28 protein-coding genes and 1 pseudogene are annotated in these 26125 nt (G+C 70.0%); 8 read left to right on the top strand and 21 right to left on the bottom strand.

Annotation, left to right across the window (positions count from 1 at the left end):
* Positions 1-390: 390 nt before the first annotated feature.
* The 4 genes from ACFWR9_RS32110 to ACFWR9_RS32095 form a co-directional block, all read right to left on the bottom strand.
* The gene (locus ACFWR9_RS32110; RefSeq protein WP_383848194.1) at positions 391-1128 is read right to left on the bottom strand and encodes a DUF2993 domain-containing protein; all 738 of its coding nucleotides are present in this window, start codon (positions 1126-1128) and stop codon (positions 391-393) included.
* A gap of 138 nt (positions 1129-1266) precedes the next feature.
* Entirely contained in the window at positions 1267-2496 is a 1230-nt protein-coding gene (locus ACFWR9_RS32105) for a hypothetical protein (protein WP_383848193.1), read from the bottom strand.
* A 3-nt stretch (positions 2497-2499) separates the two neighbouring features.
* Entirely contained in the window at positions 2500-2754 is a 255-nt protein-coding gene (locus tag ACFWR9_RS32100) for a MoaD/ThiS family protein (protein WP_087808578.1), read from the bottom strand.
* A 36-nt stretch (positions 2755-2790) separates the two neighbouring features.
* Complete coding sequence (locus ACFWR9_RS32095) at positions 2791-3651, bottom strand: alpha/beta hydrolase (protein WP_383848189.1); 861 nt, start codon at positions 3649-3651, stop codon at positions 2791-2793.
* A 235-nt stretch (positions 3652-3886) separates the two neighbouring features.
* Here ACFWR9_RS32095 and ACFWR9_RS32090 point away from each other — a divergent pair, with 235 nt between their 5' ends.
* From ACFWR9_RS32090 to ACFWR9_RS32070, 5 genes are all read left to right on the top strand, one after another.
* A complete protein-coding gene (locus ACFWR9_RS32090; RefSeq protein ID WP_383848186.1) occupies positions 3887-4687 on the top strand; it encodes a response regulator transcription factor in 801 nt (266 codons plus the stop codon).
* A gap of 42 nt (positions 4688-4729) precedes the next feature.
* Positions 4730-5752, top strand: coding sequence for a LacI family DNA-binding transcriptional regulator (locus ACFWR9_RS32085; RefSeq protein ID WP_383848183.1), 1023 nt, complete (start codon positions 4730-4732; stop codon positions 5750-5752).
* A gap of 105 nt (positions 5753-5857) precedes the next feature.
* Positions 5858-6937 carry a S1C family serine protease gene (locus tag ACFWR9_RS32080; protein WP_383848181.1) on the top strand — a complete coding sequence of 360 codons (1080 nt, stop codon included), beginning with the start codon at positions 5858-5860 and terminating at the stop codon, positions 6935-6937.
* A gap of 41 nt (positions 6938-6978) precedes the next feature.
* On the top strand, positions 6979-7719 hold the full coding sequence (locus tag ACFWR9_RS32075) for a response regulator transcription factor (RefSeq protein ID WP_383848178.1): 741 nt from the start codon (positions 6979-6981) through the stop codon (positions 7717-7719).
* Positions 7716-9164, top strand: coding sequence for a sensor histidine kinase (locus tag ACFWR9_RS32070; protein ID WP_383848175.1), 1449 nt, complete (start codon positions 7716-7718; stop codon positions 9162-9164). Before ACFWR9_RS32075 ends, ACFWR9_RS32070 begins: the two co-directional genes overlap by 4 nt.
* On the opposite strand, the gene ACFWR9_RS32065 is transcribed toward ACFWR9_RS32070, so the two are convergent.
* From ACFWR9_RS32065 to ACFWR9_RS31995, 15 genes and pseudogenes are all read right to left on the bottom strand, one after another.
* The gene (locus tag ACFWR9_RS32065; RefSeq protein ID WP_383848172.1) at positions 9155-9553 is read right to left on the bottom strand and encodes a hypothetical protein; all 399 of its coding nucleotides are present in this window, start codon (positions 9551-9553) and stop codon (positions 9155-9157) included. The genes ACFWR9_RS32070 and ACFWR9_RS32065 overlap by 10 nt on opposite strands.
* Positions 9550-9837, bottom strand: coding sequence for a hypothetical protein (locus tag ACFWR9_RS32060; RefSeq protein ID WP_383848171.1), 288 nt, complete (start codon positions 9835-9837; stop codon positions 9550-9552). Before ACFWR9_RS32060 ends, ACFWR9_RS32065 begins: the two co-directional genes overlap by 4 nt.
* A 65-nt stretch (positions 9838-9902) precedes the next feature.
* Positions 9903-11279 (bottom strand): DUF6177 family protein, encoded by a 1377-nt coding sequence (locus ACFWR9_RS32055; protein ID WP_383848168.1) that lies wholly within the window; start codon positions 11277-11279, stop codon positions 9903-9905.
* The gene (gene eccCb, locus ACFWR9_RS32050) at positions 11276-15277 is read right to left on the bottom strand and encodes a type VII secretion protein EccCb (RefSeq protein ID WP_383848165.1); all 4002 of its coding nucleotides are present in this window, start codon (positions 15275-15277) and stop codon (positions 11276-11278) included. Before eccCb ends, ACFWR9_RS32055 begins: the two co-directional genes overlap by 4 nt.
* The gene (locus ACFWR9_RS32045; RefSeq protein ID WP_383848162.1) at positions 15274-16347 is read right to left on the bottom strand and encodes a hypothetical protein; all 1074 of its coding nucleotides are present in this window, start codon (positions 16345-16347) and stop codon (positions 15274-15276) included. The genes eccCb and ACFWR9_RS32045 overlap by 4 nt, the downstream gene beginning before the upstream one ends.
* A 25-nt stretch (positions 16348-16372) precedes the next feature.
* Entirely contained in the window at positions 16373-17734 is a 1362-nt protein-coding gene (gene eccD / locus ACFWR9_RS32040; RefSeq protein ID WP_383848160.1) for a type VII secretion integral membrane protein EccD, read from the bottom strand.
* A 16-nt stretch (positions 17735-17750) separates the two neighbouring features.
* The gene (locus ACFWR9_RS32035) at positions 17751-18038 is read right to left on the bottom strand and encodes a hypothetical protein (RefSeq protein WP_383848157.1); all 288 of its coding nucleotides are present in this window, start codon (positions 18036-18038) and stop codon (positions 17751-17753) included.
* Between the two features lie 34 nt (positions 18039-18072).
* Positions 18073-18717 carry a pentapeptide repeat-containing protein gene (locus tag ACFWR9_RS32030; protein ID WP_383848155.1) on the bottom strand — a complete coding sequence of 215 codons (645 nt, stop codon included), beginning with the start codon at positions 18715-18717 and terminating at the stop codon, positions 18073-18075.
* On the bottom strand, positions 18698-20842 hold the full coding sequence (locus tag ACFWR9_RS32025; RefSeq protein WP_383848152.1) for a hypothetical protein: 2145 nt from the start codon (positions 20840-20842) through the stop codon (positions 18698-18700). Before ACFWR9_RS32025 ends, ACFWR9_RS32030 begins: the two co-directional genes overlap by 20 nt.
* A complete protein-coding gene (locus ACFWR9_RS32020; RefSeq protein WP_383848150.1) occupies positions 20839-21231 on the bottom strand; it encodes a DUF6507 family protein in 393 nt (130 codons plus the stop codon). The genes ACFWR9_RS32025 and ACFWR9_RS32020 overlap by 4 nt, the downstream gene beginning before the upstream one ends.
* Before the next feature lie 77 nt (positions 21232-21308).
* A complete protein-coding gene (locus tag ACFWR9_RS32015; RefSeq protein WP_383848147.1) occupies positions 21309-21620 on the bottom strand; it encodes a pore-forming ESAT-6 family protein in 312 nt (103 codons plus the stop codon).
* Positions 21621-21677: 57 nt separating this feature from the next.
* Positions 21678-22010, bottom strand: coding sequence for a hypothetical protein (locus ACFWR9_RS32010; protein ID WP_376359871.1), 333 nt, complete (start codon positions 22008-22010; stop codon positions 21678-21680).
* A gap of 108 nt (positions 22011-22118) precedes the next feature.
* Positions 22119-22691, bottom strand: coding sequence for an RDD family protein (locus ACFWR9_RS32005; protein ID WP_383848144.1), 573 nt, complete (start codon positions 22689-22691; stop codon positions 22119-22121).
* 57 nt (positions 22692-22748) lie between these two features.
* Positions 22749-22907: pseudogene (locus ACFWR9_RS32000) on the bottom strand (DUF397 domain-containing protein); the annotation flags it as partial.
* Positions 22908-23030: 123 nt separating this feature from the next.
* Entirely contained in the window at positions 23031-23291 is a 261-nt protein-coding gene (locus ACFWR9_RS31995) for a hypothetical protein (RefSeq protein ID WP_383848141.1), read from the bottom strand.
* Positions 23292-23603: 312 nt separating this feature from the next.
* Between ACFWR9_RS31995 and ACFWR9_RS31990 the strand changes: the two genes are divergently transcribed.
* The 3 genes from ACFWR9_RS31990 (at position 23604) to ACFWR9_RS31980 (ending at position 24743) form a co-directional block, all read left to right on the top strand.
* On the top strand, positions 23604-23813 hold the full coding sequence (locus tag ACFWR9_RS31990; RefSeq protein WP_383848139.1) for a DUF2945 domain-containing protein: 210 nt from the start codon (positions 23604-23606) through the stop codon (positions 23811-23813).
* A gap of 107 nt (positions 23814-23920) precedes the next feature.
* Positions 23921-24448: a DUF488 family protein gene (locus tag ACFWR9_RS31985; RefSeq protein WP_383848137.1), complete on the top strand. Its 528-nt coding sequence runs from the start codon at positions 23921-23923 to the stop codon at positions 24446-24448.
* 10 nt (positions 24449-24458) lie between these two features.
* The gene (locus tag ACFWR9_RS31980) at positions 24459-24743 is read left to right on the top strand and encodes an MGMT family protein (protein WP_383848135.1); all 285 of its coding nucleotides are present in this window, start codon (positions 24459-24461) and stop codon (positions 24741-24743) included.
* Between the two features lie 85 nt (positions 24744-24828).
* On the opposite strand, the gene ACFWR9_RS31975 is transcribed toward ACFWR9_RS31980, so the two are convergent.
* The gene (locus tag ACFWR9_RS31975) at positions 24829-25026 is read right to left on the bottom strand and encodes a DUF397 domain-containing protein (protein WP_383848133.1); all 198 of its coding nucleotides are present in this window, start codon (positions 25024-25026) and stop codon (positions 24829-24831) included.
* A complete protein-coding gene (locus tag ACFWR9_RS31970) occupies positions 25023-25856 on the bottom strand; it encodes a helix-turn-helix domain-containing protein (protein ID WP_383848131.1) in 834 nt (277 codons plus the stop codon). The genes ACFWR9_RS31975 and ACFWR9_RS31970 overlap by 4 nt, the downstream gene beginning before the upstream one ends.
* Positions 25857-26125: the final 269 nt, after the last annotated feature.

Raw genomic sequence — 26125 nt, 5'->3', positions numbered from 1 at the left:
TCTCCTCCGGGGCAGTTGCGGCGGGGCGTGCGATGAGAGGGGTGCGCGCGCTCGGGCCGTGCGGCGGCGCGCGGATGCCCAGGGCAGGGCTGGTGAGGGGGACGGACGGCGGCGTCGCCGTCCGGTCAGAAGGTGCGACAGAGCATGGCGGCAACGCGGCACAGGTCCACTGCCCGCCGCTTCGTCAGATCCGCCTGTCGCTTCATGAGTACCGATCGTAGGGACGGATACCGGGCCATGTCACCGGCGTGTCGCATCCTGAGACGGGATCGTCCGCAATGTGGGATCGGTGGAGGGTCCGGGGCGGTGCGCGACGCCGGGCGGGCCGGGCGCCCGCCGTCGCATCTACGCTACGGACGGCGTCGTCTCGCCTGTCGGACGACTGGTCCTCTACCCGGCCAGCTTGACGTTCGAACCCTTCACCGTGATCTCGACGCCGTCCTTCGCCGCCTCGACCTTGTCCAGCTCGATGCCGCCCGGCAGTTCGTCGATGGTCTGCTGGAAGTCGGTGATGGCCCGGATCCGGGACTCGGCGAGCTGCTGACCGCCGATCTCCGGCAGGCCGTCGGCGACGACCTCGACGTCGTTGTTCTTGACCTTGACCGAGCTGAGCACCTCGACCGGCTTGGGCAGGTCGACGCCCAGGACCGTGGCCTGGAGCGACACCTTGATCTTGCCGTTGCCGCCGTCGGAGAGGCCGATGACCTTGGCGGTGACGCCGGGCGAGATGTCCGTGGGCTCGGACTTGGCGGCCTTCATCAGCTCGTCGTAGGCGACGGTCGCGGTGCCGGTGGCGGTGGCCGCGGTGGCGGAGCTGTAGTCGCCGGAGAACTCGACGCCCTTCATGTCCGCGCGCAGCTCGGCGATACGGATCTTCTCGCCGCCGTTGCCGGTGGCCGCCTCGTAGCCGTCGATGCCCACCTCGACGTCGTCCAGCTCACCGCCGGCGACCTGGGTGAGGAACGGGAACCCGTTGATCGAGACATCCGGCGTCGACGCCAGGTTCTCGGTGCTGCGCAGCTTGTCCGCGGCCTCGTCCTCGGCGAAGTTGACGGCCACACGGTCGGCGATCACGAAGAGGCCGCCGAGGATCACGACGACGACCAACAGTATTCGCAGTGCGCGCATGCGGTGTTCCCAACCCTGGACGGTCAACGACGGCGGCCCCGACGGCCGGCGGCCGTCCCAGCGCGAGCGTAACGCGGGCGGGCGGCGCCACCCGGGTTCTGTCGAGGACCTGTGACACCCGTGCCGGGCGCCGGGCGGTCAGGCCAGCGCCCGGCCCAGCACGTACACGGCCGGCGCCGCGGCGGCCAGCGGCAGGGACACGCCCGCCGTGAAGTGGACGAAACGGGACGGGTAGTCGTACGCCGCCACCCGGAGGCCGACCAGCGCGCACACCGCCGCGCCCGCGCCGAGCAGCGCTCCCGACGCCCCGAAGTCCGTCGCCGAGCCGGCCGCGATCCCCGCCCCGGCCGCCGCGAGCAGCGCGACGACCACCGACGCCGCCGTGGGCAGCGGCAGGGCGCGGGCCACAACGGCCACGGCCACCGCGACCGCGCCGACCGTCACCGCGTCCGCGTCGGCGGCGAGGTAGCCGCCCGCGATCACGGCCAGGGCCGCCGCGGCGACGGTCGCCATGAGGCCGTGCATCCGCTCGTCGGGGTCGGCGTGCGAGCGCAGTTGCAGGACGAGGGCGAGCAGTACCCACACCCCGAGCGTGCCGAGGATCGCTGCCGGGGAGCGGTCCGACACCAGCATCGCCGCGTCGGCGGCCAGCGCGCCCGCGAAGCCCAGCGCGATGCCCTGCCGGGCCGGCCACATGCCGTTCAGGCGGAACCAGCCCGCCGCGGTGAGGGCCTGGAGGGCGACGAGCGGGACGAGGAGGGCGTACGTGCCGAGCGCCGCCGCGCCGGCCAGGAGCAGCCCGAGCAGCGCGGTGAGCCCGGCCGGCTGCATCCCCGGGTCGATGATCGGCGAACGCCCTTCGGCACGGGCCCGCTGCGCGTCGGTCACCCGCGTGTTCCCGGCGAGGGTGGCGGGACCGTAGCCGGCGTCACCGGGGGCGGCGGGGGCGGCGGAGGGCGCCGGGGCCGCGGGAGCGGGCGCGTTCGGCTGGGGCTGCGGCTGGGGCTGGGGCTGCGGCTGCGGCTGCGGCTGCGGCTGCGGCTGCGGCTGATACTGAGGGGCGTACGTCTGCGCCGGAGGCTGCTGCTGGTACTGCTGCTGCGGCTCCGACCCGTACGGCGGCAGGTACGCCGTCTCCTCCGCCGGGACCGGCGGCTGGGCCTGGTGCACCTGCGTCTCCCAGGTCTGCCCCTGCCACTGCTGCGTGTACTGGCCGGCGTTCGGGTCCTCGTACCCCTGAGGGGCCTGGTGAGCCTGGTGGGTCTGCTGATCGGGCCACTGGGCGTCGTACCCGCCCCGCCCGACCCACCTTCCGTGCTCGTCGTACCCCTCGTACTGCTGATGCGCTTGATACGGCTGGTCGGTCATCGCTCACCCTCCTGCGAACGGCGGGAGCACCTCGACCGTGCCGCCGTCGGCCAGCCGTACCGTCTCATGCCCGCGGGTGCCCACCGGGTCGCCGTCGACGAGGAACGAGCAGCGCAGCAGCACGCGCGTGAGTTCGCCGGGGTGCCGCTCGCGCACCGCGCCGAGCGCGTCGGCGAGCGTGGCCGCGTCGTACGGCTCCTCGGCCACTCCCGCGGCGGCCTTCGCGGCGGCCCAGTAGCGCACCGTGACCTTTGCCATCTGGTTCCTCAATCGGTTGACGGTGAACACCTCAGGCTAGCCCGCTTGGGAGACCGCCCAGTCGCCGATCCGGTCCAGCAGGGCCTCGTCCGAGGCGTGCTCCGCGTGGCCCATGCCGGGCTCCAGCCAGAGTTCGCCGTGGTCACCGGCGGCCCGGGCCAGCATCCGGGGGTGGTCGAGGGGGAAGTAGCCGTCCCGGTCGCCGTGCACGAGGAGGAGCGGCGTCGGGGCGATCCGCGGCACCGCGTCCACCGGCGACAGCGGCTCCGGGTCCCAGGCCAGGTGATGGATGCGGGTACGGAAGCCGTACCGGCCGACGAACCGGCCCTCGGGGCGCGTCACCATCCAGTGCAGCCGGCGCATCGGCGCCGTGCCCCGGTAGTACCAGCGGGCGGGCGCGCTCACCGACACCACGGCGTCCGTCCGGGCCGCGCTGTCCGGGCCGTACAGCGCCGCGTGCCGCAGCACCACCGAGCCGCCCATGGAGAAACCGACGGTCACCACGCGCGCGTGCCCGAAGCCGCGGGCCCACGCGACGGCCGCCGCCAGATCCAGGACCTCGCGGTCGCCGACCGTCGACCGTCCGCCGGAGGCGCCGTGGCCCCGGAAGGAGAAGCTGACCACGGCCCCGTACCGGGCGAACGTCCTCGCGATGCGCCGCACGTGCGGCTCGTCCGCGCCGGCGGTGAAGCCGTGCGCGACGACGAACACCAGGTCGGAGGGGTCACCGGCGGTCGCCGCGGGCTTGTACACGGCGTCGATGCGGACCCCGTCGGCGCTGCGCAGAAAGGTGCGTGCGGGCATGCGGCGCGGCGCTCCCCCGGGCGTCTCGGAATGCGGACGATTCCCTGGACCAGGGGTGGAACGCGCCACATGACCTGACGGTCGGTAGCTCATGTCGGCTATTCTGCTGCGTAGAGGACTCGGGCAACGTAGCCCCCGGGTCCTTTTGTGCTTCCAGGAGCGTGGCCGATCGTTCACCTCCCGGACGCGCGGCGGGCCCCACGGGCACGGGATCCGCAGCCGTACGAAGCAGTGCCGTAAACGTCCTCGCAGGGACCGAGGAGGAACCAGACGTTATGGGCGAGCGAAACGTGCACGACCGTAGGACCACCCAGGCAGGTGGGGCGCGATGAGTTCTCTGCTGCTCCTGACCAACGCCCTTCAGCCGTCGACGGAGGTGCTCCCCGCCCTCGGCCTGCTGCTGCACAACGTCCGCGTGGCTCCGGCGGAGGGCCCGGCCCTCGTCGACACCCCGGGCGCCGACGTGATCCTCGTCGACGGGCGCCGTGACCTTCCCCAGATCCGCAGCCTGTGCCAGCTGCTGCGCTCCACGGGCCTCAGCTGTCCGCTGGTCCTCGTGGTCACCGAGGGCGGCCTCGCCGCCGTCACCGCCGACTGGGGCATCGACGACGTACTGCTGGACACCGCGGGACCGGCGGAGGTCGAGGCGCGCCTGCGGCTGGCCATGGGCCGGCAGCAGATCGTCGGCGACGACTCCCCGATGGAGATCCGCAACGGCGACCTCTCGGTGGACGAGGCGACGTACTCCGCGAAGCTCAAGGGCCGGATCCTGGACCTCACCTTCAAGGAGTTCGAGCTGCTCAAGTACCTCGCCCAGCACCCGGGCCGGGTCTTCACCCGCGCCCAGCTGCTCCAGGAGGTGTGGGGCTACGACTACTTCGGCGGCACCCGCACGGTCGACGTGCACGTACGGCGGCTGCGCGCCAAGCTCGGCCCCGAGCACGAGTCGCTGATCGGCACCGTCCGCAACGTCGGCTACCGCTTCGTCACGCCGGAGAAGCCCGAGAAGGCGAAGTCCGAGAAGGCGGAGCGCGAGAAGGCCGAGCGCGATAAGACGGAGCGCGAGAAGGCGGAGCGCGCCGGGGCGAAGGCTCCCGACACGGCGGCGACAAGGTCATCCAAGGTGTGATACGCCCTGCCCGGAGCGGGTCCATCCGCGTAGACTCCGCGCGTGGCCAAGGTGACTCGGGATGATGTGGCGCGGCTGGCGGGAACTTCCACCGCCGTCGTCAGTTATGTCATCAACAACGGACCCCGGCCGGTCGCCCCGGCCACGCGCGAGCGTGTCCTCGCCGCGATCAAGGAACTGGGGTACCGGCCGGACCGCGTCGCCCAGGCGATGGCGTCGCGGCGCACGGACCTCATAGGTCTGATCATCCCGGACGCCCGCCAGCCCTTCTTCGGGGAGATGGCGCACGCCGTCGAGCAGGCCGCCTCCGAGCGCGGAAAGATGGTCCTGGTCGGCAACACGGACTACGTCGGCGAGCGCGAGGTCCACTACCTGCGGGCCTTCCTCGGGATGCGCGTCTCCGGTCTGATCCTGGTCAGCCACGCCCTGAACGACCTGGCCGCCGCCGAGATCGACGCCTGGGACGCCCGGGTCGTCCTGCTGCACGAGCGGCCCGAGGCCATCGACGACGTCGCCGTGGTCACCGACGACCTGGGCGGCGCCCAGTTCGCCGTACGCCACCTGCTGGAGCACGGCTACGAGTACGTCGCCTGTATGGGCGGCACCGCCGAGACCCCGTCCGTCGGCGACCCCGTCTCCGACCACGTCGAGGGCTGGCAGCGCGCGATGAAGGAGGCCGGGCTGCCCACCGAGGGCCGGCTCTTCGAGGCGCCGTACAACCGCTACGACGCGTACAAGGTGGGCCTGGAGATCCTGGCCGGGCCGCGCCGTCCGCCCGCGATCTTCTGCTCCACCGACGACCAGGCGATCGGCCTGCTGCGGGCCGCCCGCGAGCTGCGCATCGACGTGCCGGGCGAGCTGGCGGTGGCGGGCTTCGACGACATCAAGGAGGCGGATCTCGCCGACCCGCCGCTGACGACGGTCGCCTCGGACCGGCCGGCGATGGCGCGGGCCGCCGTCGACCTGGTCCTGGACGACGGCCTGCGGGTCGCGGGCTCCCGGCGCGAGCGGCTGAGGGTGTTCCCGTCGCAGCTCGTCGTACGGCAGTCCTGCGGCTGCGTGTAGCCTCCGGCAGGCGGGACCGGGCTTTATATCGGGCATACGAGGTTCTGCCGGGCTTCTCAGGCAGCACTCAGGCCGCTCTCATTCGCGGGCGAGAGGCTCATGGACATGACCGAGAGCCTCCGCCGCAACGGCGAGTACGAGCACGCGCACGAGAACCCGTACGAGAACCCATACCAGGGCGCCCAGCAGCACGCCTCCTCTCCCGTCGACCCCGAGTGGCCGCCCCCGCCGGCCCAGCCGCCCGCGGAGCCCTACGCCGGGTTCGGCCCGGACCCGCAGCCCGAGCAGCCGCAGCCCGAGCAGCCGCAGAAGAAGCACCGGGCCCGCCGCGGTCCCGTCGCCCTGCTCGCGGCCGTGGCAATCGTCGCGGCGGCCATCGGGGGCGGCACCGCGTTCGGCATCCAGGAGCTGACCGGCGGCGAGACCGTCGCCTCCTCCACCAGCACGAACGTGGTGCCCTCCAGCCAGAAGGGCACGGTCTCCGGGGTCGCGAAGGCGGTCAGCCCCAGCATCGTCGAGATCAGCGCCACCTCGAACGCCGGCTCCTCCACCGGTTCCGGCGTGATCATCACCGACGACGGCGAGATCATCACCAACAACCACGTCGTCTCCGGCGCCTCGTCCATCAAGGTGAAGACCAGCGACGGCAAGCAGTACACCGCCGAGGTCGTCGGCACGGACAGCAGGAAGGACCTCGCGCTGATCAAGCTGCAGAACGCCTCCGGCCTCAAGGCCGCGAGCCTCGGCGACTCGGACGCCGTCGGGGTCGGCGACCAGGTCGTCGCCATCGGCTCCCCCGAGGGCCTGACCGGCACCGTGACCAGCGGCATCGTCTCCGCCCTCGACCGCGACGTGACCGTCTCGACCGACGAGGGCCGGCAGCAGCAACAGCAGGGGCAGGGCGGCGGCCAGTGGCCGTTCGAGTTCGGCGGCCAGGAGTTCAACGGCGACACCGGCTCGTCCACGACGACGTACAAGGCGATCCAGACCGACGCGTCCCTCAACCCGGGCAACTCCGGCGGCGCGCTGATCGACATGAACGGCAACATCATCGGCATCAACTCCGCGATGTACTCGGCGACCGAGTCGTCCGCGAGCGCGGGCAGCGTCGGCCTCGGCTTCGCCATCCCGATCAACACCGTCAAGGCGGACCTGCCCGACCTGCGCGCGGGTGCGAGCAACTGAGCGGTCACGAGTACCTGCGACGAACGTGCGACGCTGAACCCATGAGCCCCGCAGACGGCGACCGCGACCGTGACGTCCAGCGCATCCTGATCGTCGACGACGAGCCGGCGGTCCGCGAAGCCCTCCAGCGCAGCCTCGCCTTCGAGGGGTACGGCACCGAGGTCGCCGTCGACGGCGCCGACGCCCTGGAGAAGGCGGCGGCTTACCGGCCCGACCTCGTCGTCCTCGACATCCAGATGCCCCGCATGGACGGCCTGACCGCCGCCCGCCGCATCCGCGGCGCGGGCGACACGACCCCCATCCTGATGCTGACCGCCCGTGACACCGTGGGCGACCGGGTCACCGGCCTGGACGCCGGCGCGGACGACTACCTGGTCAAGCCCTTCGAGCTGGACGAGCTGTTCGCCCGCATCCGCGCGCTGCTGCGCCGCAGCTCCTACGCGGCGGCGGTGGAGGCCACCGCCGAGGACGACGACACCCTCGCCTTCGCCGACCTGACGATGGACCTGGCGACGCGGGAGGTCACCCGGGCCGGGCGCCCGGTGGAGCTGACCCGCACGGAGTTCACCCTGCTGGAGATGTTCATGGCGCACCCGCGCCAGGTCCTCACCCGGGAGCAGATCCTCAAGGCGGTCTGGGGCTTCGACTTCGAGCCGTCGTCCAACTCCCTCGACGTGTACGTGATGTACCTGCGCCGCAAGACCGAGGCGGGCGGCGAGCCGCGCCTGGTCCACACCGTCCGGGGCGTCGGCTATGTGCTGCGGCAGGGCGGCGCGGAGTGACAGGTCTGGTCCGTCGTTACCGTGCGCTGCCGTTGCGTTCGCGTCTGGCGCTGCTGGTGGCCGGGGCGGTGGCGTTCGCCGTGACCGCGGGGGCGGTGGCGTGCTGGTTCGTGGTGAAGAGCGTGCTGGTGAGTTCGCTGGACGAGGCTCTGAAGGCGAACCGTATGAGCAAGGAGCAGGTGAGCCGGTACGTCAACCTGCGTAGCGGGCTGTGCGCCCACGACCCCGTCACGCACGAGCAGAACCCCTTCGGCTCGTCCGTCCAGGTCGTGGACAGCGCGGGCGGCAGCTGTCTGATCATCGGCACGGAGGAGGTCCCACTCACGGACGCCGACCGCGCCGTGGCCGAGGGCGAGTCCACCAACGCACTGCACGACGCCAGGGGGGCCGGCGGCGCCGATTACCGCGTCTACACCTACAGCGTGCTGCCCGAGCTGGGCGTGGCCGTCTCCGCCGCGCGCCCGCTGGGCGAGGTGAACCGCTCCCTGAGCAACCTCGCCCTGGTGCTCGTCTTCGTCGCGGGCGCCGGAGTGATCGGCGCCGGTGCCGCCGGCCTCTGGGTCGCCCGCACCGGTCTGCGCCCCGTCGACGAACTGACCCGCGCCGTCGAACACGTGGCCCGCACCGAGGACCTGACCGTCCGCATCCCCGTCGAGGACGACAGCGACGACGAGATCGCCCGCCTCTCCCGCTCCTTCAACAGCATGACGGCATCCCTGGCCAGCTCCCGTGACCTCCAGCAGCAGCTCATCGCCGACGCGGGCCACGAACTGCGCACCCCCCTCACCTCGCTCCGTACCAACATCGAACTCCTCACCCGCAGCGAGGAGACCGGCCGCCCCATCCCGGAGGCGGACCGCAAGGCGCTGCTCGCCTCGGTGAAGGCGCAGATGACGGAACTGGCCGCGCTGATCGGCGACCTTCAGGAACTGTCCCGCCCGGACACCGGCCAGCACGAGGGCCGCACCCGGATCCTCCCCTGGCACGACGTCGTCGAGTCCGCGCTGCGCCGCGCCCGCCTGCGCGGCCCGGTGCTGACCATCACGGCGGACGTACAGCCCTGGTACGTACGGGCGGAACCGGCCGCCCTGGAACGCGCGGTCGTCAACATCCTCGACAACGCGGTGAAGTTCAGCCCGGAGTCCGGCACCGTCGACGTACGCCTCGCCGACGGCGTCCTCACCGTCCGCGACCACGGCCCCGGCATCCCCGCCGACGAACTCCCGCACGTCTTCGACCGCTTCTGGCGCTCACCGTCGGCCCGTGCGCTGCCCGGCTCGGGCCTGGGCCTGTCGATCGTGGCCCGCACGGTCCAGCAGGCGGGCGGCGAGGTGACCCTGACCCCGGGCGAGGACGGTGGCGGCGGGACAGTAGCGACCGTACGGCTGCCGGGGGCGCCGGTGCCACCGCCGGAGCCGGCCGCGGCAGAGGGGGGTCAGTGGTAGCCGAGCATGCCGGGGGCGTCGATGTCGACGGTGACGACGCCGGGCGGGTAGGCGTCCTCCCGGTCCGTGAGGAGAATGGACATGCCCGTGAACTCGGGGCGTGGCAGCGCGCAGTACAGGGCGTGACAGGTGTCGGCGCCTCCGTACCCGTCGCGGATCATGGTCCCGACGGTGACCGACCCTGCCGTGTCCAGGTCGTCGACAACAACCGACGAGAACCCCAGGACCCGTCCGCCCGCCCCCGCTGCCTCCGACTCGGCCTGCACGAGGCAGAGGGCGGGAACACGGAGCAGGTCCCCTGGGGTACGAGCCATGTTTCCGGCAAGCAGGTTCAGCGTCTTGTGGCCGTCCGCGAGGGCACGGGTCGCGCCGGTGTCCAGAATGATCACGCGGCGGCGCCACGAGCCATGCGGATCTTCTCGGCGGCGATCCGATAGATGTTGCCGAGCACGTCGGGCCCCCCATCGAATTCCTCGTCGCTGATGGCTACCCCGACGACGTCCCGGACGACCTGCCGATCGGCCGCCACCCGCTCCGCGATCTGCTCCTCCGTCGGCTGCTCCGAGGCCAGCAGCTCGACCAGCTGGCCGAGGGTCATGCCCCGCTCCTTGGCCACCTGGGCGAGGTGGTCGCGGGCCTGGCGTGACACCTGAATGGTCGTATTCTCTGCCATGGACTCACCATAGCCGCATCACGGCGAGGAGACGGCCGTCCGCCGCTCCCTTCACCCGAAGGTGTCTACGGCGCTCGCCCAGCTTGACTCCCCGACGCCTCCCCCTGCGGTCGCAGCCGCCCGAGAAGGTCCCGGAACCGCCCCCAGGCCGCGGTGTCCGTTCCGTCGCCCAGCCGGTAGTGCCGGGCGGGGTGGCCGAGGCGTTCGGCCTCCGCACGGCCGAGGGTGAACGTGACGGGCAGCGGCGGGGCTTCGAGGCGAGCGGAGACGGTGAGATCCCGGCGTGCGGCACGGAGCGATGCGAACAGGGTGACGAGGCCGTGCCCGGCGTCCAGCTCCGCGGCCAGTCCTGGCAGCGCGTCCAGCGGCGGGACCTCTCCCTCGCCGTAGCCGAATGCCACGCTGATGTCCTGCTCCACTCCTGCCGATGTCCGCAGCACACGGACCGTGGCGATCCCGGGACGGTCGGGCGACCCGACGGCGACCAGCCAGGTGGGCCGCGGCGCACGCGCCCGTGCCAGGTCGGTCAGCTCGCGGGTGGACCAGGGGAGGTTGACCGGCTCGGCCGTGCTCCAGCCGGCGGGAGGGCCACCGGCCAGACACCGAAAGGCCGCTTCCAGGGACCGGCCCAGCACGAGATCGGCATCGGGTGCGTGGCGGGTACGCAGGGTGAGGAGCAGCTGACGTTCGCCTGTGACGGTGGCGGCCGTGAAGGCCCCCGCGGGCGAGGCTTTCCCGTTCTCGTCGCGTACGGGGGTGAAGGTGCCGCCCTTCCAGTGGAGTACGGCGCCGGACAGGCCGTCGTAGTAGCCGTGCTCGGGGTCCTGGACCACCCAACGGTTGGGCAGGCCCTGCAGTGCGGTGCGGGTGGGCAGGGTGAGGCGTGCGGTGGGCGGGGTGACGATCTGCAGGGCGCGCTCACTCTCGGCCGCGGCGCGCAGGGCGTCGGAGAGCCAGCTGGTGAAGGGGACGAGCGGACGGTCCTGGATGACCACGGCGGTGGTCGTGGTGAGGACGTCCACGGCCGGTGTGCCGGTGGCGGGTGCCGGGACGGCGGAGACGTCGGTGGTCAGAGGCACGACATCCGTGGTGGCCGCTTCGGGCGGCCAGACCGCGCCGTCGAGCACCGTGGCCAGCCGTCCCGCGAAGGACCCCGCGAGCCGCCCGGCTTCGGCACTCGACGTGGAGGCCCGTGCCTCGGTCCACCACACCGGCGCCTCCCGCCCGGTACGGCCCAGCAGGCGGGTGGTCTCGCCGGGCACCTGCACCAGGACGGGCGCCTCCACCGAGACCAGCGGGCGGCCGTCGGGCGCGCAGAGCTGGACGACGGCCCCCTCGGCGAGGGTGCTCACGCCCAGGTCGGGGCCGCCCGCGTAGAGGCCCGCCAGGAAGGTGCGCAGGTCGGGCATGGCGGGGGTGAGGGCGATGACGTCCTTGGTCACGTCGTCTCCCCACCTGTGAGGGCGGTCTGGATCAGCTGAGGGGGACGGCCGCGCCGGACGAGCGTGCCCCGCCCGGGCGGCTGCGGTGAGAGATACAGGCCGGGGAAGATCTGGCCCTCGGTACGGTCACCGGTCATGAGCAGGGCGGTGCTGCCGGTCTCGCGCAGGGTGGTCAGCAGTGGCTCGTACAGGGCACGAGAGGAACCGGCGGCGCGGCGGGCGATGACGAAGTGCAGGCCGATGTCCTGGGATGAGGAGACGTAGGGCAGGAAGGGCGCCAGGGGCTGCTGGCCGGCGGTGGTGAGGATGTCGTAGTCGTCGACGAGGATCACGATCCGCGGTCCCGTGAAGGCCGGTTCGGTCTCGGGGACGGCGTCGGGGTCCGCGGTTTCCGGCAGGCGTTTGTCCAGTTCGGCGGCGATGCCGGTGGACAGGGCCGCGGCGAGTTTGGCGTTGTGGGCGTAGCCGCCGCGGTAGGGCTCCGGGACCGCGCCGCGCAGGCCGCGCCGTGGGTCGTAGACGCCGAAGACGAGGTCCTTCTCCGAGTGGCGTTCGACGAGCCGTCCGGCGATCAGCTTCAGCAGGTTCGTCTTGCCGCACTCGTTGTCGCCGAGTATCAGCAGGTGCTGGTCCTGGCCGAAGAGGTCGAGCAGGGCGGGGGCGAGGGCGTCCTGGTCGACGCCGAGGGGCAAGCGGTTCGGTTCCGCGGCCGGGGAGGGCAGCTTGGCGGCCGGCAGCCGGGTGGGCAGCACCCGGACGGGCGGGGCCACGTCACCGTGCCAGGAGGCGCGGAGGGTGCGGGCGGTCCGTTCGAGGGCCGGGCCCAGGTCGTCGGCGACGGGCCGGTCGTCGACGCGGGGCAGCGCGGTGTGGGCGAACAGCCTGCCGTCGGTCAGTACCCGCCCCGGCACGTCAGGGGTGAGGGTCTCGGACAGCTTGCGGTCGATGGAGGAGTCGGCGGGATCGTTCAGCCGCAGCTCGACGCGGGTGCCGAACATCGACTGGGTGGCGATGCGGACGTCGTTCCAGCGCAGCATGCCGGCGACGACGTGGACTCCGTAGCCGCCACCACGCTTGAGCAGGTCGGTCACCGCGTCCTCGAGGTCGGCGAACTCGTCGCGCAGGGCACCGAATCCGTCGACGAGGAGTACGACGTCGGTGGCGCCCAGCTCGGCGAGCCGCCCTTGGCCGCGCAACTGCCGCAGCCGGTCCACGGAGTCGATTCCGTGCTCGCGGAACAGTTCCTCCCGTCGGGCCAGCATCGCGCGCACTTCGGCGACCGTGCGGGCCGCCCGCTCGTGGTCGGCGCGACCCGCGATGCCACCGACGTGCGGGAGCCCGGACAGTGCCGACAGACCGCCCCCGGCCAGGTCGAGGCCGTACACGGCGACGTCGTACGGGGTGTGGGTGAGCGCCAGCGAGAGGACGAGGGTGCGCAGCAGGGTGGTCTTGCCGGACTGCGGGCCGCCGATGACCGCCGCGTGGCCACCGGCGACGGTGAGGTCCAGCAGCCAGGGCCGTTGTCGCTGACGGGCCGGGTCGTCGAGGGTGCCGAGGGGAACGCGCAGCGGAGCGCCGTCCGCGCGGGCGAGGCGCAGGCCCTCCGCGCCCGCTCGGAGGGGGCCGGCGGCCCGGTCGAGGGTGGTGGCGTCGGGCAGCGGAGACAGCCAGATACGGCGTACGGGCGGTGCCGCCGCGGCCAGCTGACCGACCATGACGGACAGGACGGTCGGCCCGGTCTCCCGTTGGGGCACGACCGGTTCGTTGTCCGTCTCCGGCTCTTGCGGTGTGTTGTACGCCGGGTAGAGCCGCGCGAGCGGCTCGTCGGCGCGTTCCTCACGCACGGCCGGACCGCGGTACGGGCCGGACACGTACCCGGCCTTGAACCGCTCGTAGGTGGAGGTGTCGACCTTGAGATACCCGAAGCCCGGAAGCGGCGGCAGGTGAAAGGCGTCGGTGGTGTCCAGTACGGTGCGTGACTCGTCGGCGGAGAACGTCCGCAGCCCCAGCCGGTACGACAGATAGGTGTCCAGGCCCTTCAGCCTGCCGCCCTCGATGCGCTGGCTGGACAGCAGCAGGTGCACCCCGATGGAGCGGCCGATGCGGCCGATGGACAGGAACAGGTCGATGAAGTCGGGCTTGGCGGTGATCAGTTCGCCGAACTCGTCGATGACGACGAAAAGATGCGGGAGCGGCTCCAGGTCCGGTCGGCTCGTGGCGCGCAGGGTGGCGTAGTGACCGATGTCGGCGACGTCCCCGGCGTCCTTCAGCACCTGCTGACGGCGCTTGACCTCACCGGCCAGGCTGGTGTGGACGCGTTCGACGAGGCCGGCCTGGTTCTCCAGGTTGGTGATCACCCCGGCAACGTGCGGGAGCCGCGAGAACGGGGCGAAGGTGGCGCCGCCCTTGTAGTCGACCAGGACCAGCGCCAGGTCGTCCGGCGAGTGGGTGGTGGCCAGGGCGAGGACCAGGGTGCGGAGCAGTTCGCTCTTGCCCGAGCCGGTGGCACCGACACACAGGCCGTGCGGGCCCATGCCGAGCTGCGAGGATTCCTTCAGGTCGAGCAGCACGGGCTCGTGCCGGTCGGTGAGCCCGACAGGGACGCGCAGGAAGTCACGCTCGCCCCGTGGCGCCCAGAGTCGCGCCAGGTCGAGGGCGGCCGGATCCTCGATGCCGAGCAGCGCGGGGAAGTCGACCGGCCCGGAGACCGGGGTGCCCTCGGCCGCGGACTCCGCCGACAGCCGCAGGGGGGCCAGCATGCGGGCGATGCCCTCGGCTCCGGCGGGGGTGACGGGGTCGACGATGCCCCGGGCTGTGCTCTCCTGACCGTCGTCCTTTCCGCGGGCGGCGGCTCCTCGCAGGTCGTCGACCCTGATCCGGTCGCCGTCCACGGTGATGCGCACGCTCACCTCGTCGGGCTCGTGCACCTGCTGTGCGAGCAGGTGCAGCACGGTGACGCCCATGACCGCCGGGCCGACCGCCGAGTCCGGCAGGGGGAGCTCGGAGGCGGTGTCACCGTAGGAGTCGCTGACCACGAGCAGCCGGCCGGTGAGCCGGAGCGCGTCCGGGCCGGACAGACCGCGCCGCACCTCGGCCGCGTAGGCGGCACGCTGCCGCAGATCGGGTCCGCACAACCGGGCGAGCCGCACGAGATCCGGGGCGATCCGCCGGGCGGCGACCGGACCGTCGTACGTCTGCGCGTCGAGCACGTGCGGCAGCCACTTCACCCACGCCCACGCGGTCTCGTCGGCGGAGGCCAGCGCGAACGAGACGTCGTCGGGCGCGTGCGTGACGGCGGTCTGGACCAGCAGCGCGCGGGCGACGCGCAGTACGTCGTCGCGCCCGCCGATGACGCTGACGTTGCCGGCCCGGTCCAGCGGCACCGCGATCGGGAAGTCGGCGGCGGTGGCGAAGCGGTCTCGCAGCGCACGGGCCTCGTTGAGCATGAACGGGTCCGGCGGAGTGAGCACCCCGCCCGCGCTGTTCTGCCCGATGCCCAGCTCCTGGACGGGCACTTCGCCGGTGCCGAGCCGAGGGTGCAGGAAGTCGACGTCCCCACGACGGCGTTCCCACAGCCGCGCCGGGTCCCGTACGAGGTCGTACAGGGCCTCGGGCGGCGGATTCAACCGGCGCGCCATTCCTCGCAACTCCCGCTCGGCGGCACCCGTTTCCTCCCGCAGCTCTTCCAGGTACTCCAGGTACCGCTCCCGCTGCACGCGCCGGGTGCGCTGCGCCTTCCCTCGCTGCGAGAGGAACAACGCGACCGCGCCGAACAGTGCGGCGACCAGTACGACCGCGCCGAGCACCGCGAACCGGCTGTTGCGGATGACGGTCATCAGCACGACCGAGCTGATCACGCCGGCCATCGGCAGCAGGGCGGTAGCCGCGTTGCCGACCTTTCCCTCGGGCAGGTTCGGCGGCGGCTCGATCGTGAGCGGCTCGCCGGGGGCGAGGGGACGGGTGGAGCGCGCCGGGCGGTGGACGAGCCGTTGGGTCATCGCACCCTCACCGCCCGCCCCAGCACCTCGGCGGCCAGGCGTACGGCCGCGTCCCGGGTGTCGCGGGCGAGCTTGGCGGTGTGGATGGGGCCTCCTTGGGCCAGGTGTCGGTCGTAGGGCAGGTGGACCACGGTCACTCCGGGCTCGCGCAGGTGGGCGGCAGCCGCCTTGGTGTCGAGGGTGGCGTCGGGGGTGGCCGCGCTGAGCGCGACGACGGTGGAGTCGAGCGCCGAGTGCGGCAACCGGGCCAGCCAGTCGAGCACCTGCCGTGTGCCGTGGACGCCCTCCGCGGTCATCGGCGCCACGACCACCCGGGCATGAGCGGTGTCCATCGCCGTACGGGCCACCTCACCGGGCAGGGTCTCGCAGTCCACGACGGTGACCGCGAAATACCGGCGCAGGGCGAGGGTGACGGTGCGGTAGGTGGCCACGTTCAAGGGGGCGCCGACCCGTCCTTGCCCGGCGGGCAGCAGCCAGCCCCCGTCGGCCACGGGCACCAGGTAGCCGGTGACGTCGGTGAGCTGCATGGCGGGGGAGAGGATGCGGGCGAGATCACCGGCCGACCAGCGCACCGACTCCGCGCCCATGCGCACCGGCAGCGTGCCCAGCGCGGCGTCGGCCTCCAGGGTCAGTACGGGGTCCTGCCGGTAGTGGTTGAACGTACGGCCGAGCAGTGCCGAGACCGTGGACTTGCCGACCCCACCGCGGATCGAGGTCACGGCGACGACCCGGCCGGTGGTGACGGGTCGCTGCAACTCCTGCGCGTACCGCGTCTGTTCCGCCACCTCCCGCCCGGCGGAGGCGGTGAGCCGTCGCACTCCGGCCCCGGCCCGCCGCGCGGCGGAGTCGCCGTGCTGGGGGCGGCCGAGGGCGACGGCGAGGCGGGGGTCGACGGTGGGGCGGGACTCGGGGGTGGGGGCCGGCAGGGTGCGGGGGTCGCGGGGCTGCCGCGGCACGGGGAGCTGGGGCTGGGGCTCTGGCGTATGAGGCGCACCGTTTTCGGACGGCGGGCTGTCGGTCAGCTCCCGCACGAGATCACGCTGCCAGTCGCTTCGAGCGCTCCCTGTCATTCCGCCCTCACCCCGCATCCGTGTCTCAGGCGAAGGTGTCGAGGAGCCGCGCGTAGACGCCGAACGCGCCGAGAACCAGCGGCAGCAGGACAATCACGGCAACGGACTCGAGCACGTCACCGGTCCGCCGCAGGCGGACTCGCACGTGCTCTGCGGGTTCTACGGTAAGCACCGCCAGCGGCAGCAGGGCCAGCACGCCGAGCACGGCCAGAGGCCCCGCAGCACCGGCGTACTCACTCCACAGCACGACGAGCCGGACGGCGAGGACTGAGGCAGCGAGGAGCAGCACCACCACCTCGGCGGTGAGCGGATACACACGGGCGCGCAACGCGAGCGCGACGGTCACGGCGACGGCGAGCAGCACCGTCCACACCGACACCGTACGAAGCACCAGCAGGCCGCCCGCCGCCGCGGACACGGCGAGGGCGACAGTGGCGAGCACCAGTCCGCGGTGAGTGGCGGCGAGCGCGGTGGAGACGTCGTACCGACTCACGGACGCGCCACCGGTCCGCCGATCGTCGAGCGCCGTGAGTCCGGACGACATCAACGCGAGCCGTGGCAGCACCCCGAGGACGACGACGCAGACAACGGCCGCGACGGCGCCGACCCGAGCCACATCACCCTGCACCCCGAGCACGGCCTCCCACAGCACCAGGCACCCGCCGACGGCCCCACCCCCGACGAAGCCACCACGCCCGAGCGGCGTGACCCACCCGGCGAGCAGAAGCAAGACGACCACGGCGCCGGCCAGGCCCGCGAGCCGAGCGGCTCCATCCCACCCGTGGGCATCGGCGCAGGCCCACACACCGAAGCAGGCCAGAGCACCCGCGGTCACGAGCAACGTGACAGCCGGCGCCTGCCACCGCCCCCGCCCGCACAACACCCCGGCCGCCGCGCACAACACCGCGACGACGAGCACCCCGGCACCGACACCGGAGTCGGCGAACTCCCCGCGCGCCAACCCGGCGGCGGCAAGGGCGAAGAGGACAGTCGCACACCCCGCGACGACACGACGCGCCTCGGACCGCCAGCGCCACGCCCGTACGTCGAGGTCGTCGGCGACCTCGTCGGTCACGTCGTGGACGACGGGCGCGGAAGGGGCGTCCTCGACCCGCACGAGCCGTAGCACGACCCCGTCGGCGACTCCCGCCGACTCCAGGGTGCTGTCATGCGCGAGGGCCGACCCGTCCGGCAGCACCAGATGCCGCAACTCCGGCCGCTCCCCCACCCGGTCGCCCAGCAGCCGCATCACCTCGGGCAACAGCACCCCGACGGGCTCCCGCGACGGCAACACGAGATCGACCCGACGCCGCTCACCGACCAGGGTGACCCTGCTGAGCGCGGCGCGACCGACGGTTGCGGTACGGCTCAGGGGCCCCGTGGACATCACGCGTTCGAACCTATCATCGTGTAGACGCCATTACCGAGGGTGACGACCCCGAGCCCTCGTGAGTCAGCCCCTGCGAAGCCCCGTACGGGTCCTTCCCCATGACCCGGTTGGCCACGAACGACCACCCCACACACCCGGCACACACCACAGCCGCGATCACCATCCCGGCGACCACCTTCCCCAGCCGCTCATCAACGGACCGCCGCTGACGCCGGGCGCCGAAGAGGAGCGCGTCGCGGAGACGGCGGCGACGGACGGAGACGGATTCGAGAAGCTGGTTGTCGTAGTCGTGGGCGGTCATGAAGTCCCGTCATATGTATCGCAGAATAATACCGTCATGCCCGCCGCCGTTCCTCCATCACTCTGATATCTGCCCCGCGATTTCGCAGCCACCCCTGAAGCTCTGCCCCTGCCAGCTGACGCGACACGCTCCTGCCGACCACTTCAACTGGCCCAAAAACAGACCCAGAAGCGCCGTGGAAGAGAGTCTCCTCGTCGACCTTCACCTTGAAGGAGTTTTCTTCGAAAGAAGCACCGCTGAGATCCGCGCCGCTAAAGTCAACATCCAGTAGCGAGGACCCCACGAAACGAGTATTGCGGCACCTCGCGCCTGACGCATCGACACCGTACAAAGATGCCTTCACCATGTCCGCCCGATCAAGGATGGCGCCACGCAGGGTCGCTTCATCCAGGTTCGCGCGAATAAGTGAGCTGTCGGTCAGATTCGCATGATCAAGGTCGGCCCCTTCAGCATCCGAACGGTACAGATCGCAACCGACAAGAACGACGCCGGACAGGTTGGCTTCGGTGAACCACGACTCGGAAAAATCTGCTCGAGAAAGGTCTGCCCCTGTCAGATCGAGACCTACAGCATCAAGCCCGCTTCCCTCGCATGCAATCCATTCACGCAGTCGCTCCGCCGCGACGGGGTCTCGAGGAAACCTCGCCGGAGCCCAACCCCTAGGGGTACCAGATGACATCGTCTTCCCAGCCGTTCGCCTTAACTATGGCCACAACGTCGTCGATGGCCACCTGATTAGCATTCCTGACATCAATGATTACGATGCGACGTTTTGCTACAATTTGTTCTTGTAGCTTACTCACCCATTTACCATTTGTGGCCGGATTATAGGCACCCTGGAAAGGCCGAGACTTGTCGCGAACATTATTGAAAGGAGGCCAATCAGAATGTACACCCTTGATGTCGTAAGATCGCCCAGTGCTCGGGGAGACGAACTCCCCACCGTCTGCCCCGTCCGGACGTCTGATATCCGCAGGCAAGCGCCCCTGATCGCGAAGATCCAGACCCACCCGCGCCTCATCCTTGGACGGTTCGGAAATTCCACCGTTCTTGTCAGGGTCGCGCTGCAAGTGATCGAAATCCTCTGGGCTGTGCTCCGCCGCTTCCTCCAGATGGCCCCAATGTGCGGCTCTCTGTTCGGGGGTGAGTGCCGGTAGCGGCTCATTAGGCCGTTCACCCGGCGTCCCGGACATCCCCTCGCCCGAGCTACCAAGTCCGTCGGCCCGGTATGAGCTGTCATGGCCGACCCCCGCCTCACTATGACCTGTTGCCGTATCGGAACCGCTCACGCCGCTAGAGCCAATCGGCTGGCCCCCGTGCTTTGGCTCAGCCTGATGAGCGCTTGGTGGTGCTGAGTTTCCGTACTCAACGGAGTCACTACCACCAGCGGTGTCTGGCGTTGCCTCATGGCTGGCCCAGGGCGAGACATGGCCCCCGGCAGGTACCGTGTCCGAAGCGGTGACCCCGGCAGGCTCACGTTCCCGCGTGTGCAGCCGCTCTGGCACGGTCTTAACCGTAACGGAGGGTTCCTGCATTGGAGCGCCGGTAACGATCTCGCCGTTCTTCTTGATGATGAGGCGGCCGTCTTCGACGACGAGGACGGTTCGGCCGGTCGCGTCGGAGAACTCCAGGACGCTCGTCGAAGTGCGCACCTCTGGGATGTGGTTGGTACCGCGCAGTCGTTCTGTGACCGCGGCGATCCTGGGAGCGGCCTCACCTGTGACCTTGACCGCGGCGCTGATCGGGTCGATGGCGTCGCCGACCTTGGCGACCGTCGCCGCCACCTTGGCCGTCGTACCGGCCTTGCCGGCGGAGGCCACCTTGAGGGGTCCGGCGCCGAGGGTCACGAGGTTGAAGAGAACCGTGGCGGACGCCCGCGCGGGGTTCTCGTCCCACATGTCCCAGGCCACCAGGGACTTGGCGAACTCCTTGGCGTACACCTTGCTGTCCTGGGCGAAGTCGGTCGCGAAGATGCCGGTGGGTTCCTGGCTGCCCGCCTCCATGAGGTAGGTCTCCGCGCCGACCACCATCCTGGTCAGGCCCTCCCAGGAGTCCTCGAACTCCTGCTGTCCGTTGATCCCGACCATGGAGTACAGACCGTTGAGGGTGCCCCAGATGTTGTCGACGATCAGCCCGTCCCAGACCAGGCTCTTGAAGTAGTAGTTGAAGTCCCGCGGGTCCCACCAGTCGTGCCGCTCGGTCTCGGGGGCACCCCAGGGAAGCTCCTTCGCGTGATCCAACACCTCGGTGCTGTAGCCGTAGAGACGCGCTCCCAGGGGCGCGAACTGCTTGGCGCCGGTGTTCAAGACGTACTGCGTACCGCCGACCAACGCGGTGATCTTGTTGTTGCAGGCGATCTCGGCCGCCGCGAACTCGGCCTGCGCGGCGTTCACGTCGTGCAGCAACACCCGATGTTCGTCGACCTTGTCGGCGTCCTTCGTCCAGTTCTCGTCGAACTCCCCGGTGCCGGTCTTCAGCCCCGCGACGAACGTGGCTGCCTGCCCCCGCAACCGCTCCAACCTCTTGGCGATGGGAGCCACCTCTGCCGCATACGTGCGCAGGGCATCGGCCACCGTGGCGAGCTTGTCCCCGAAACGGTCCGCGGCGTCACGTGCCGGTGCCGTGGACGCGAAAAGGTCCTCGGCTTCCGGCGCCTGGTAGAACGCCGAGAGCCCCTGGAACTGCCGATGCGCCTCCCCGCCCGCCTGGCGGATGCCGTCCGACTCGTCCCGCAGCGCGTCGGTGTGCTGCTCGAGTTGTGCCAGATCACCGGTGAACAGCGGAATGGCTTCCGGCTCGATCACAGCCGGCCAGCCTTCCAACCGCCCGGCATGTCGGGACGCACCAGACCTGCGGACCGCCGCTGAAGCTCGGCCGCCATCTCCAGATCGCCGTCCTGGTACGCCGTAGTGGCCTCCACCGCACCGTTCACGGATCTGCCGACGCGCACGCCGATGAACCGCAGCTCCTCAGCCGTACCCTCGATGAACTCCGCCAGCGCGGCGCCCACCAGTCCGGTCTGGCCCTTGTGCTCCCCGCTCGCTCCACCCGGCGCGAGTGTTCCCGCCGATGTCGCGGCGCCCTGCACATCACCCGAGTACGCCTGAACCATCTCGTCCAGGACCTTCATGACGTCCCCCACGTTCGAGACGACGACTCCGACCCCGGTCGGAGAAATGTCCCACCCCGGCACGCGTCACTCCCCCTCGTTCTTGCTGTCCTCGTCCCCGTCATCGCGCGCCCGTCCCCCACCGGCCCCGCGTGCCCGCGTCAGCCGATGTTGTCCACGGCAGCCCGCGCCTTGGCCAGCGTCGACTGGGCGGTCCCGTCGTTCTGCTCCATCGTCGTGCGGACCAACCGGATGATCTCGCGCACCTCGGCCGCGGCCCGGTTCCAGCGGACCTCCTTGCCGTGGTACTCGTCCGAGACACCGTCGGCCTGGAACTCGGCCATCGCGGCCTTCACCGCACGGTCGCGGTCGGTCAGTACGCGCTCAAGCTGAGCGACGACCCCTTGCAGACTGATCTGCACCTCGGACGAGGCGCCGGTGTCGTACGAACGACGGTCAAGGTTCTGCCCCATGACTACATCCCCCCAGAAAACAGTGACGGTTCGGTGCCGGCCACGAGTGCCCGGCAGCTACCGGGCGCCGAAACGAGCGGCATCGAAGTTGGCGGAGCCCATGTTCTGGTGGGCGTTGCCCTCCAGCTCCTGATCACCCGTTCCGAACGCGGTGTCCATGCCGGACTGCCCGCCCAGGATCGCGTTGAGCGAGCCGTTCAGATCGTTCGTGATCTCGTCGGCATGCAGCTTGAACGTATCGAACGCAGCCTTGCCCGCCCCGTTGAACTTGCCCTCCAGCGGCTCCGCCGCCTGGATCAGCCACGTGATCAACGTCCCCAGATCGTCGACCGAGCCGACCGTGTTCTTCCCCAGATCCGACAAGGTCGTCGAACCCATGTCGAACTTCATCTCGCCACCCCCGTGCATCACTCAAACCACAAAGTCTCGAACATCCTTACGCGCAACAGGTGGCATACACAACGCGATTGCAACGAGTTGGCGCAAACCGTTCACCCCTCAGCGCTCGATGACCACCGTCTCCGCGAGCTTGTCGTGCAGACACTGCTGATACGGCCTGTCCCAGCAGCACCACAGCGAGTTGAGCAGCCCGAGTACAGGGATGACGGAAAAGGCCGGCCAGCAGACCTCCCGTAGCAGAGCGCGCCAGAAACCGATGTTCAGCCCCGACTCACGTTCCACGACCCGGACCTTGCAGATGCGCTTGCCCAGGGTCGAGCCGAACTCGGCGATACAGACAGGAAAGTAGATGAGGAAGGAGAGAGCCAGCCATCCGACCAGCACCGCCTGGGCCGTCTCACCGCCTCCGGCGTCGATCCACATACTCAGCGGGAGACCGCCCGTGACGAGGTACCCGATGTACCAGAGGCCGACGTCCAGCACCCGCGCTCCGAGCCGGGACCCGAGATCGGCGAGCCCCATGAGCGGCACGAAGCCTGACCCGTACGGCGCCGGGTAGCCGTAGGGCGGCTGCGGCGCGTACTGCTGCGCGCCAAGTCCAGATGGGGTGGAACCGACGGGATAGTGGGGGAGGTCGGCCATGTCTTCCTCGATGCGGACAACTGCGGACACAATCCGTTGATCATATAGGCACGCTCTGACAGCGACCCTCTGGTCGGCTCGGAGCGGCTACGCCTTCATCCCGGCCACGAACGCCCCCCACGGCTCGGCCCCGAAGACCAGCACCCGACCGTCCGGCACCTTGCTGTCACGCACTGACACGAGCTGGCGCTGCCGTCGGCGACCTCGACACAGTTGCTGTCTTCCCCCGTCGCTGTCCTTCGACTTGCGCCAGGTCGCAGCATTGAGGTCGGGGGGTGCTTCACTATCGGTGCTCCTCCACTACGTCCCGGATGAACGTCAGTGAGTCCGACGGCGACAGCGCCAGAGCCGCACCCGCGTCGAGAATGATCACGCGGCGTTCTCCCGGAGGGCCCGGGTCTGGTCCGCCGCCATCGCGTAGATGTTGGCCAGCACATTCGGTCCGCTGTCGAACTCGTCATCGCTGAGTGTGCAGCCCAGCCGTTCACGCAGCACGGTGCGCGTGGCAGCCACCCGCTCCGCGATCTGCTCCCCCGTCGACTGCTCCGAGGCCAACCGCCGCTCCTTGGCCACCTGGGCGAGGTGGTCGCGGGCCTGGCGTGACACCTGAATGGTCGCACTCTCTGCCATGGGCTCACCATAGCCGCATCACGGTGAGGGGACTGCCGTCGGTCGCTCCCTTCACCCGGAGGTGTCTACGGCGCTCGCCCAGCTTGACTCCCCGAGGTGTCCATAACGGCATCTGGATGGGCCCGGGCCCGCCCCTGCCCGCCGAACCGGCGGCGACCATGAACGCCATCGCGCTGCCACACACGGGAGCGGGTACCAGTAAGCGGGACTCCGCCGGCGGTGGAACGATGTGGAGGGAAACGGTGGGCGTGATCAGCGCTCGGATGAAAAACCTTGCGCTGAGGAACACAGAGTGAAGTGAATGGAGCGGGGATGAGGAAGCAATTCGCTGTGGGAGATCACGTTCGATGGAACTCCGAGGCTGGGCACGTCGAAGGTGTCATCGTCAAGAAGCACACCCGCGATGCGGAGTACAAGGGGCACACTCGTCATGCCACGGAAGGCGACCCCCAGTATGAGATCAAGAGCGACAAGAGCGATCACATCGCCATGCACAAGGGAAGTGCACTGACCAAGGTGTAGAGGGGTGCGGTGTTCGTTCACGCGCAGCCGGTTTGCACCGGTCTTACCGGAGAGCGGCCACGATGGAGGCCCGGACGATTTCAGGGTGATGCGAGCGAGGCAGCAGAGTGACGAACCGCATCTGTACCGTGGGACATTCGACGCGCGACTTCGATGAGGTGCTGGAGATGTTGCGGAGCAACGACATCACCTGTCTGGTCGACGTTCGCTCGTTCCCGTCGTCGAAGAAGTTTCCGCAGTGGAATCAGTCGGCAATCACCAAGGCGCTGCCTGATGATCTCGACTACCGGTGGATCCCACAGCTTGGCGGCCGGCGGCACACTCCGAAAGGAGTACCGAGCGTAAACGACGCATGGCGGGTCAAAGCCTTCCGTGATTACGCCGACTACATGGCCAGCGAGGAGTTCACGGAAGGGCTGAACGAACTGATTGGGCTGGCCGAGCACGAATCGTTGGCGATCATGTGCAGTGAGGCGGTTCCGTGGCGCTGTCATCGCAGACTGATCACCGATGCCTTGATCGTCGCGGGCGTGGAAGTGGCGCACATCATGTCGCTCACAACAACCAAACCGGCGGCCCTCAACGAGAATGCGGCGGTTCAAGGCGGCCATGTGACCTATCCGCAGCCGTCGTGACGAGGACGAAATGAGCATCATCGAGGACATTCGGGAAGCGGTCATCGCCATTCCCGCAGGATTCGTCGCCTCCTACGGCGATATAGGCCGGAGGGTCGGCGCAGGTCCACGGCAGGTGGGACAGGCAATGAGCCTGCTCGGAGACGGTGTGCCGTGGTGGCGAATCGTCCACGCCGACGGGACACCTGCCTCATGTCATGACGGACAAGCGCCGAAGCTCCTCCAAGCCGAGGGGACACGGATGCGGGGTGCACGGGTGGACATGAAACGAGCGCGGCACGGATGCGTTGGGTAGCTGTGGGTCAGCCGGCGCGGCCGTCCGATGCTGCCCCGTCTCCCTCAGCGGTGGCGGTCTGCTTGGCCTGGTCGGCTCGGAGCGGCTATGCCTTCGTCCCGGCCACGAACGCCCCCCACGAGACCACCCCGAAGACCAGCACCCGACCGTCCGGCACTTTGCTGTCACGCACCGGCACGAGGCCGGGGCAGCCGTCGGCGACCTCGACGCAGTTGGTGCCGCCCCCGTCGCTGTAGGAAGACTTGCGCCACATCGCTGCGGTGAGGTCAGGGATTCGGTTCATGATCTGCGCTCCTCCAGAAGGCCCTTGACGAACGCCATCGACTCCACCGGAGTCAGAGCCGCGTCCCTGACCAGATCGTAGGACAAGCGAAACGACAGAACCTTGTCCGGATCGTCGATCAGCTCACCGAAGCCGTTGCCTTCCACGTAGGCAACAGGGTCGCCGACTCGTTGCCACAGGAGCCACAGGTGGCTGTCCATGAGGTCATGCACGCCTGCCGCGTAGGGCAGCACTTGAAGCGCGACCGATGGCAGTTCTGCCGCCTCCAACAGATGCGACAGCTGGTCCTCCCACACCTTGAGGTCGGGAACGGGCCGCCGCAGCGCCCCCTCGTCAAGGATCACCCGGATGCTGGGCGCCGGTTGGCGGTGCAGCAGTTCCTGCCGTCCCAGGCGCAGGGTCACCTGTTCCTCGACTGCCTCGCCGTTGCCTGCCGTTGTCTGGGCCCCGGACAACCCCGACAACACGGTCCGAGCGTAGTCCTCGGTCTGCAGCAGCCCTGGCACTCGGAGTTGGAACAGCCACATGACCCGGGCCGTCCTCTCGAGTTCCATGAACGCCTTGTACTTGTCCTTGATGACCTCCTGACGCGCGTCCCTCCAGAGACGAACCAGCAGATCCCCGGTGTCGTGATACCTGTCCAGGTCCTCCATGACCGTCCGCTTGGAGAGCCGTTCTCCTTTCTCCAGGCGGAACAGGTAGCTCTTGTCGTACGAGATCTCCTCGGCCAGCTGCCCGAGCGATTTGCCCGCCTTCTCCCGCAGTATTCGGAGCGTCTGCCCAAGCTCTGTGCGTCTCGATTCCCGTTTACCGCCAAGGTCTTCGGCCACGTCACCCCTTTCTGTTGCCTGGCGCGCAGACAACGCCAGCCCCCTTCCGCAGGGTACGCCGGGGCAGTGACGCTCTATGCACGAAAGGTAATCGCCGCTGGTAGTCACCCGAAGGGACAAGCACCACCATGAACCCATCCCCGCTCCGCCTCCTCCCCTGGACCACCCCCGAAGGGTCGAGTAGCCGAGGGGAATCGCACCCCTCGGCTCTCACGGAACCGTGCGTAACAGTCTCCCGTTACACGGCTCTTGTCGTTCTGATCGTCAGG

This window comes from Streptomyces sp. NPDC058534, assembly GCF_042717365.1.
GTDB lineage: Bacteria > Actinomycetota > Actinomycetes > Streptomycetales > Streptomycetaceae > Streptomyces.
The sequence above is the reverse complement of the archived record's forward strand: the minus strand, read 5'-3'. Positions and strand labels throughout refer to the sequence as shown.

Bases quoted from the DNA above. Each gene is read 5' to 3' on its own strand.
- ACFWR9_RS32110 (WP_383848194.1), bottom strand. From the start codon at position 1,128: ATGCGCGCACTGCGAATACTGTTGGTCGTCGTCGTGATCCTCGGCGGC.
- ACFWR9_RS32105 (WP_383848193.1), bottom strand. From the start codon at position 2,496: ATGACCGACCAGCCGTATCAAGCGCATCAGCAGTACGAGGGGTACGAC.
- ACFWR9_RS32100 (WP_087808578.1), bottom strand. From the start codon at position 2,754: ATGGCAAAGGTCACGGTGCGCTACTGGGCCGCCGCGAAGGCCGCCGCG.
- ACFWR9_RS32095 (WP_383848189.1), bottom strand. From the start codon at position 3,651: ATGAGCTACCGACCGTCAGGTCATGTGGCGCGTTCCACCCCTGGTCCA.
- ACFWR9_RS32090 (WP_383848186.1), top strand. From the start codon at position 3,887: ATGAGTTCTCTGCTGCTCCTGACCAACGCCCTTCAGCCGTCGACGGAG.
- ACFWR9_RS32080 (WP_383848181.1), top strand. From the start codon at position 5,858: ATGACCGAGAGCCTCCGCCGCAACGGCGAGTACGAGCACGCGCACGAG.
- ACFWR9_RS32075 (WP_383848178.1), top strand. From the start codon at position 6,979: ATGAGCCCCGCAGACGGCGACCGCGACCGTGACGTCCAGCGCATCCTG.
- ACFWR9_RS32060 (WP_383848171.1), bottom strand. From the start codon at position 9,837: ATGGCAGAGAATACGACCATTCAGGTGTCACGCCAGGCCCGCGACCAC.
- eccCb (WP_383848165.1), bottom strand. From the start codon at position 15,277: ATGACCCAACGGCTCGTCCACCGCCCGGCGCGCTCCACCCGTCCCCTC.
- ACFWR9_RS32045 (WP_383848162.1), bottom strand. From the start codon at position 16,347: ATGACAGGGAGCGCTCGAAGCGACTGGCAGCGTGATCTCGTGCGGGAG.
- eccD (WP_383848160.1), bottom strand. From the start codon at position 17,734: ATGTCCACGGGGCCCCTGAGCCGTACCGCAACCGTCGGTCGCGCCGCG.
- ACFWR9_RS32035 (WP_383848157.1), bottom strand. From the start codon at position 18,038: ATGACCGCCCACGACTACGACAACCAGCTTCTCGAATCCGTCTCCGTC.
- ACFWR9_RS32030 (WP_383848155.1), bottom strand. From the start codon at position 18,717: ATGTCATCTGGTACCCCTAGGGGTTGGGCTCCGGCGAGGTTTCCTCGA.
- ACFWR9_RS32015 (WP_383848147.1), bottom strand. From the start codon at position 21,620: ATGGGGCAGAACCTTGACCGTCGTTCGTACGACACCGGCGCCTCGTCC.
- ACFWR9_RS32010 (WP_376359871.1), bottom strand. From the start codon at position 22,010: ATGAAGTTCGACATGGGTTCGACGACCTTGTCGGATCTGGGGAAGAAC.
- ACFWR9_RS31995 (WP_383848141.1), bottom strand. From the start codon at position 23,291: ATGGCAGAGAGTGCGACCATTCAGGTGTCACGCCAGGCCCGCGACCAC.
- ACFWR9_RS31990 (WP_383848139.1), top strand. From the start codon at position 23,604: ATGAGGAAGCAATTCGCTGTGGGAGATCACGTTCGATGGAACTCCGAG.
- ACFWR9_RS31980 (WP_383848135.1), top strand. From the start codon at position 24,459: ATGAGCATCATCGAGGACATTCGGGAAGCGGTCATCGCCATTCCCGCA.
- ACFWR9_RS31975 (WP_383848133.1), bottom strand. From the start codon at position 25,026: ATGAACCGAATCCCTGACCTCACCGCAGCGATGTGGCGCAAGTCTTCC.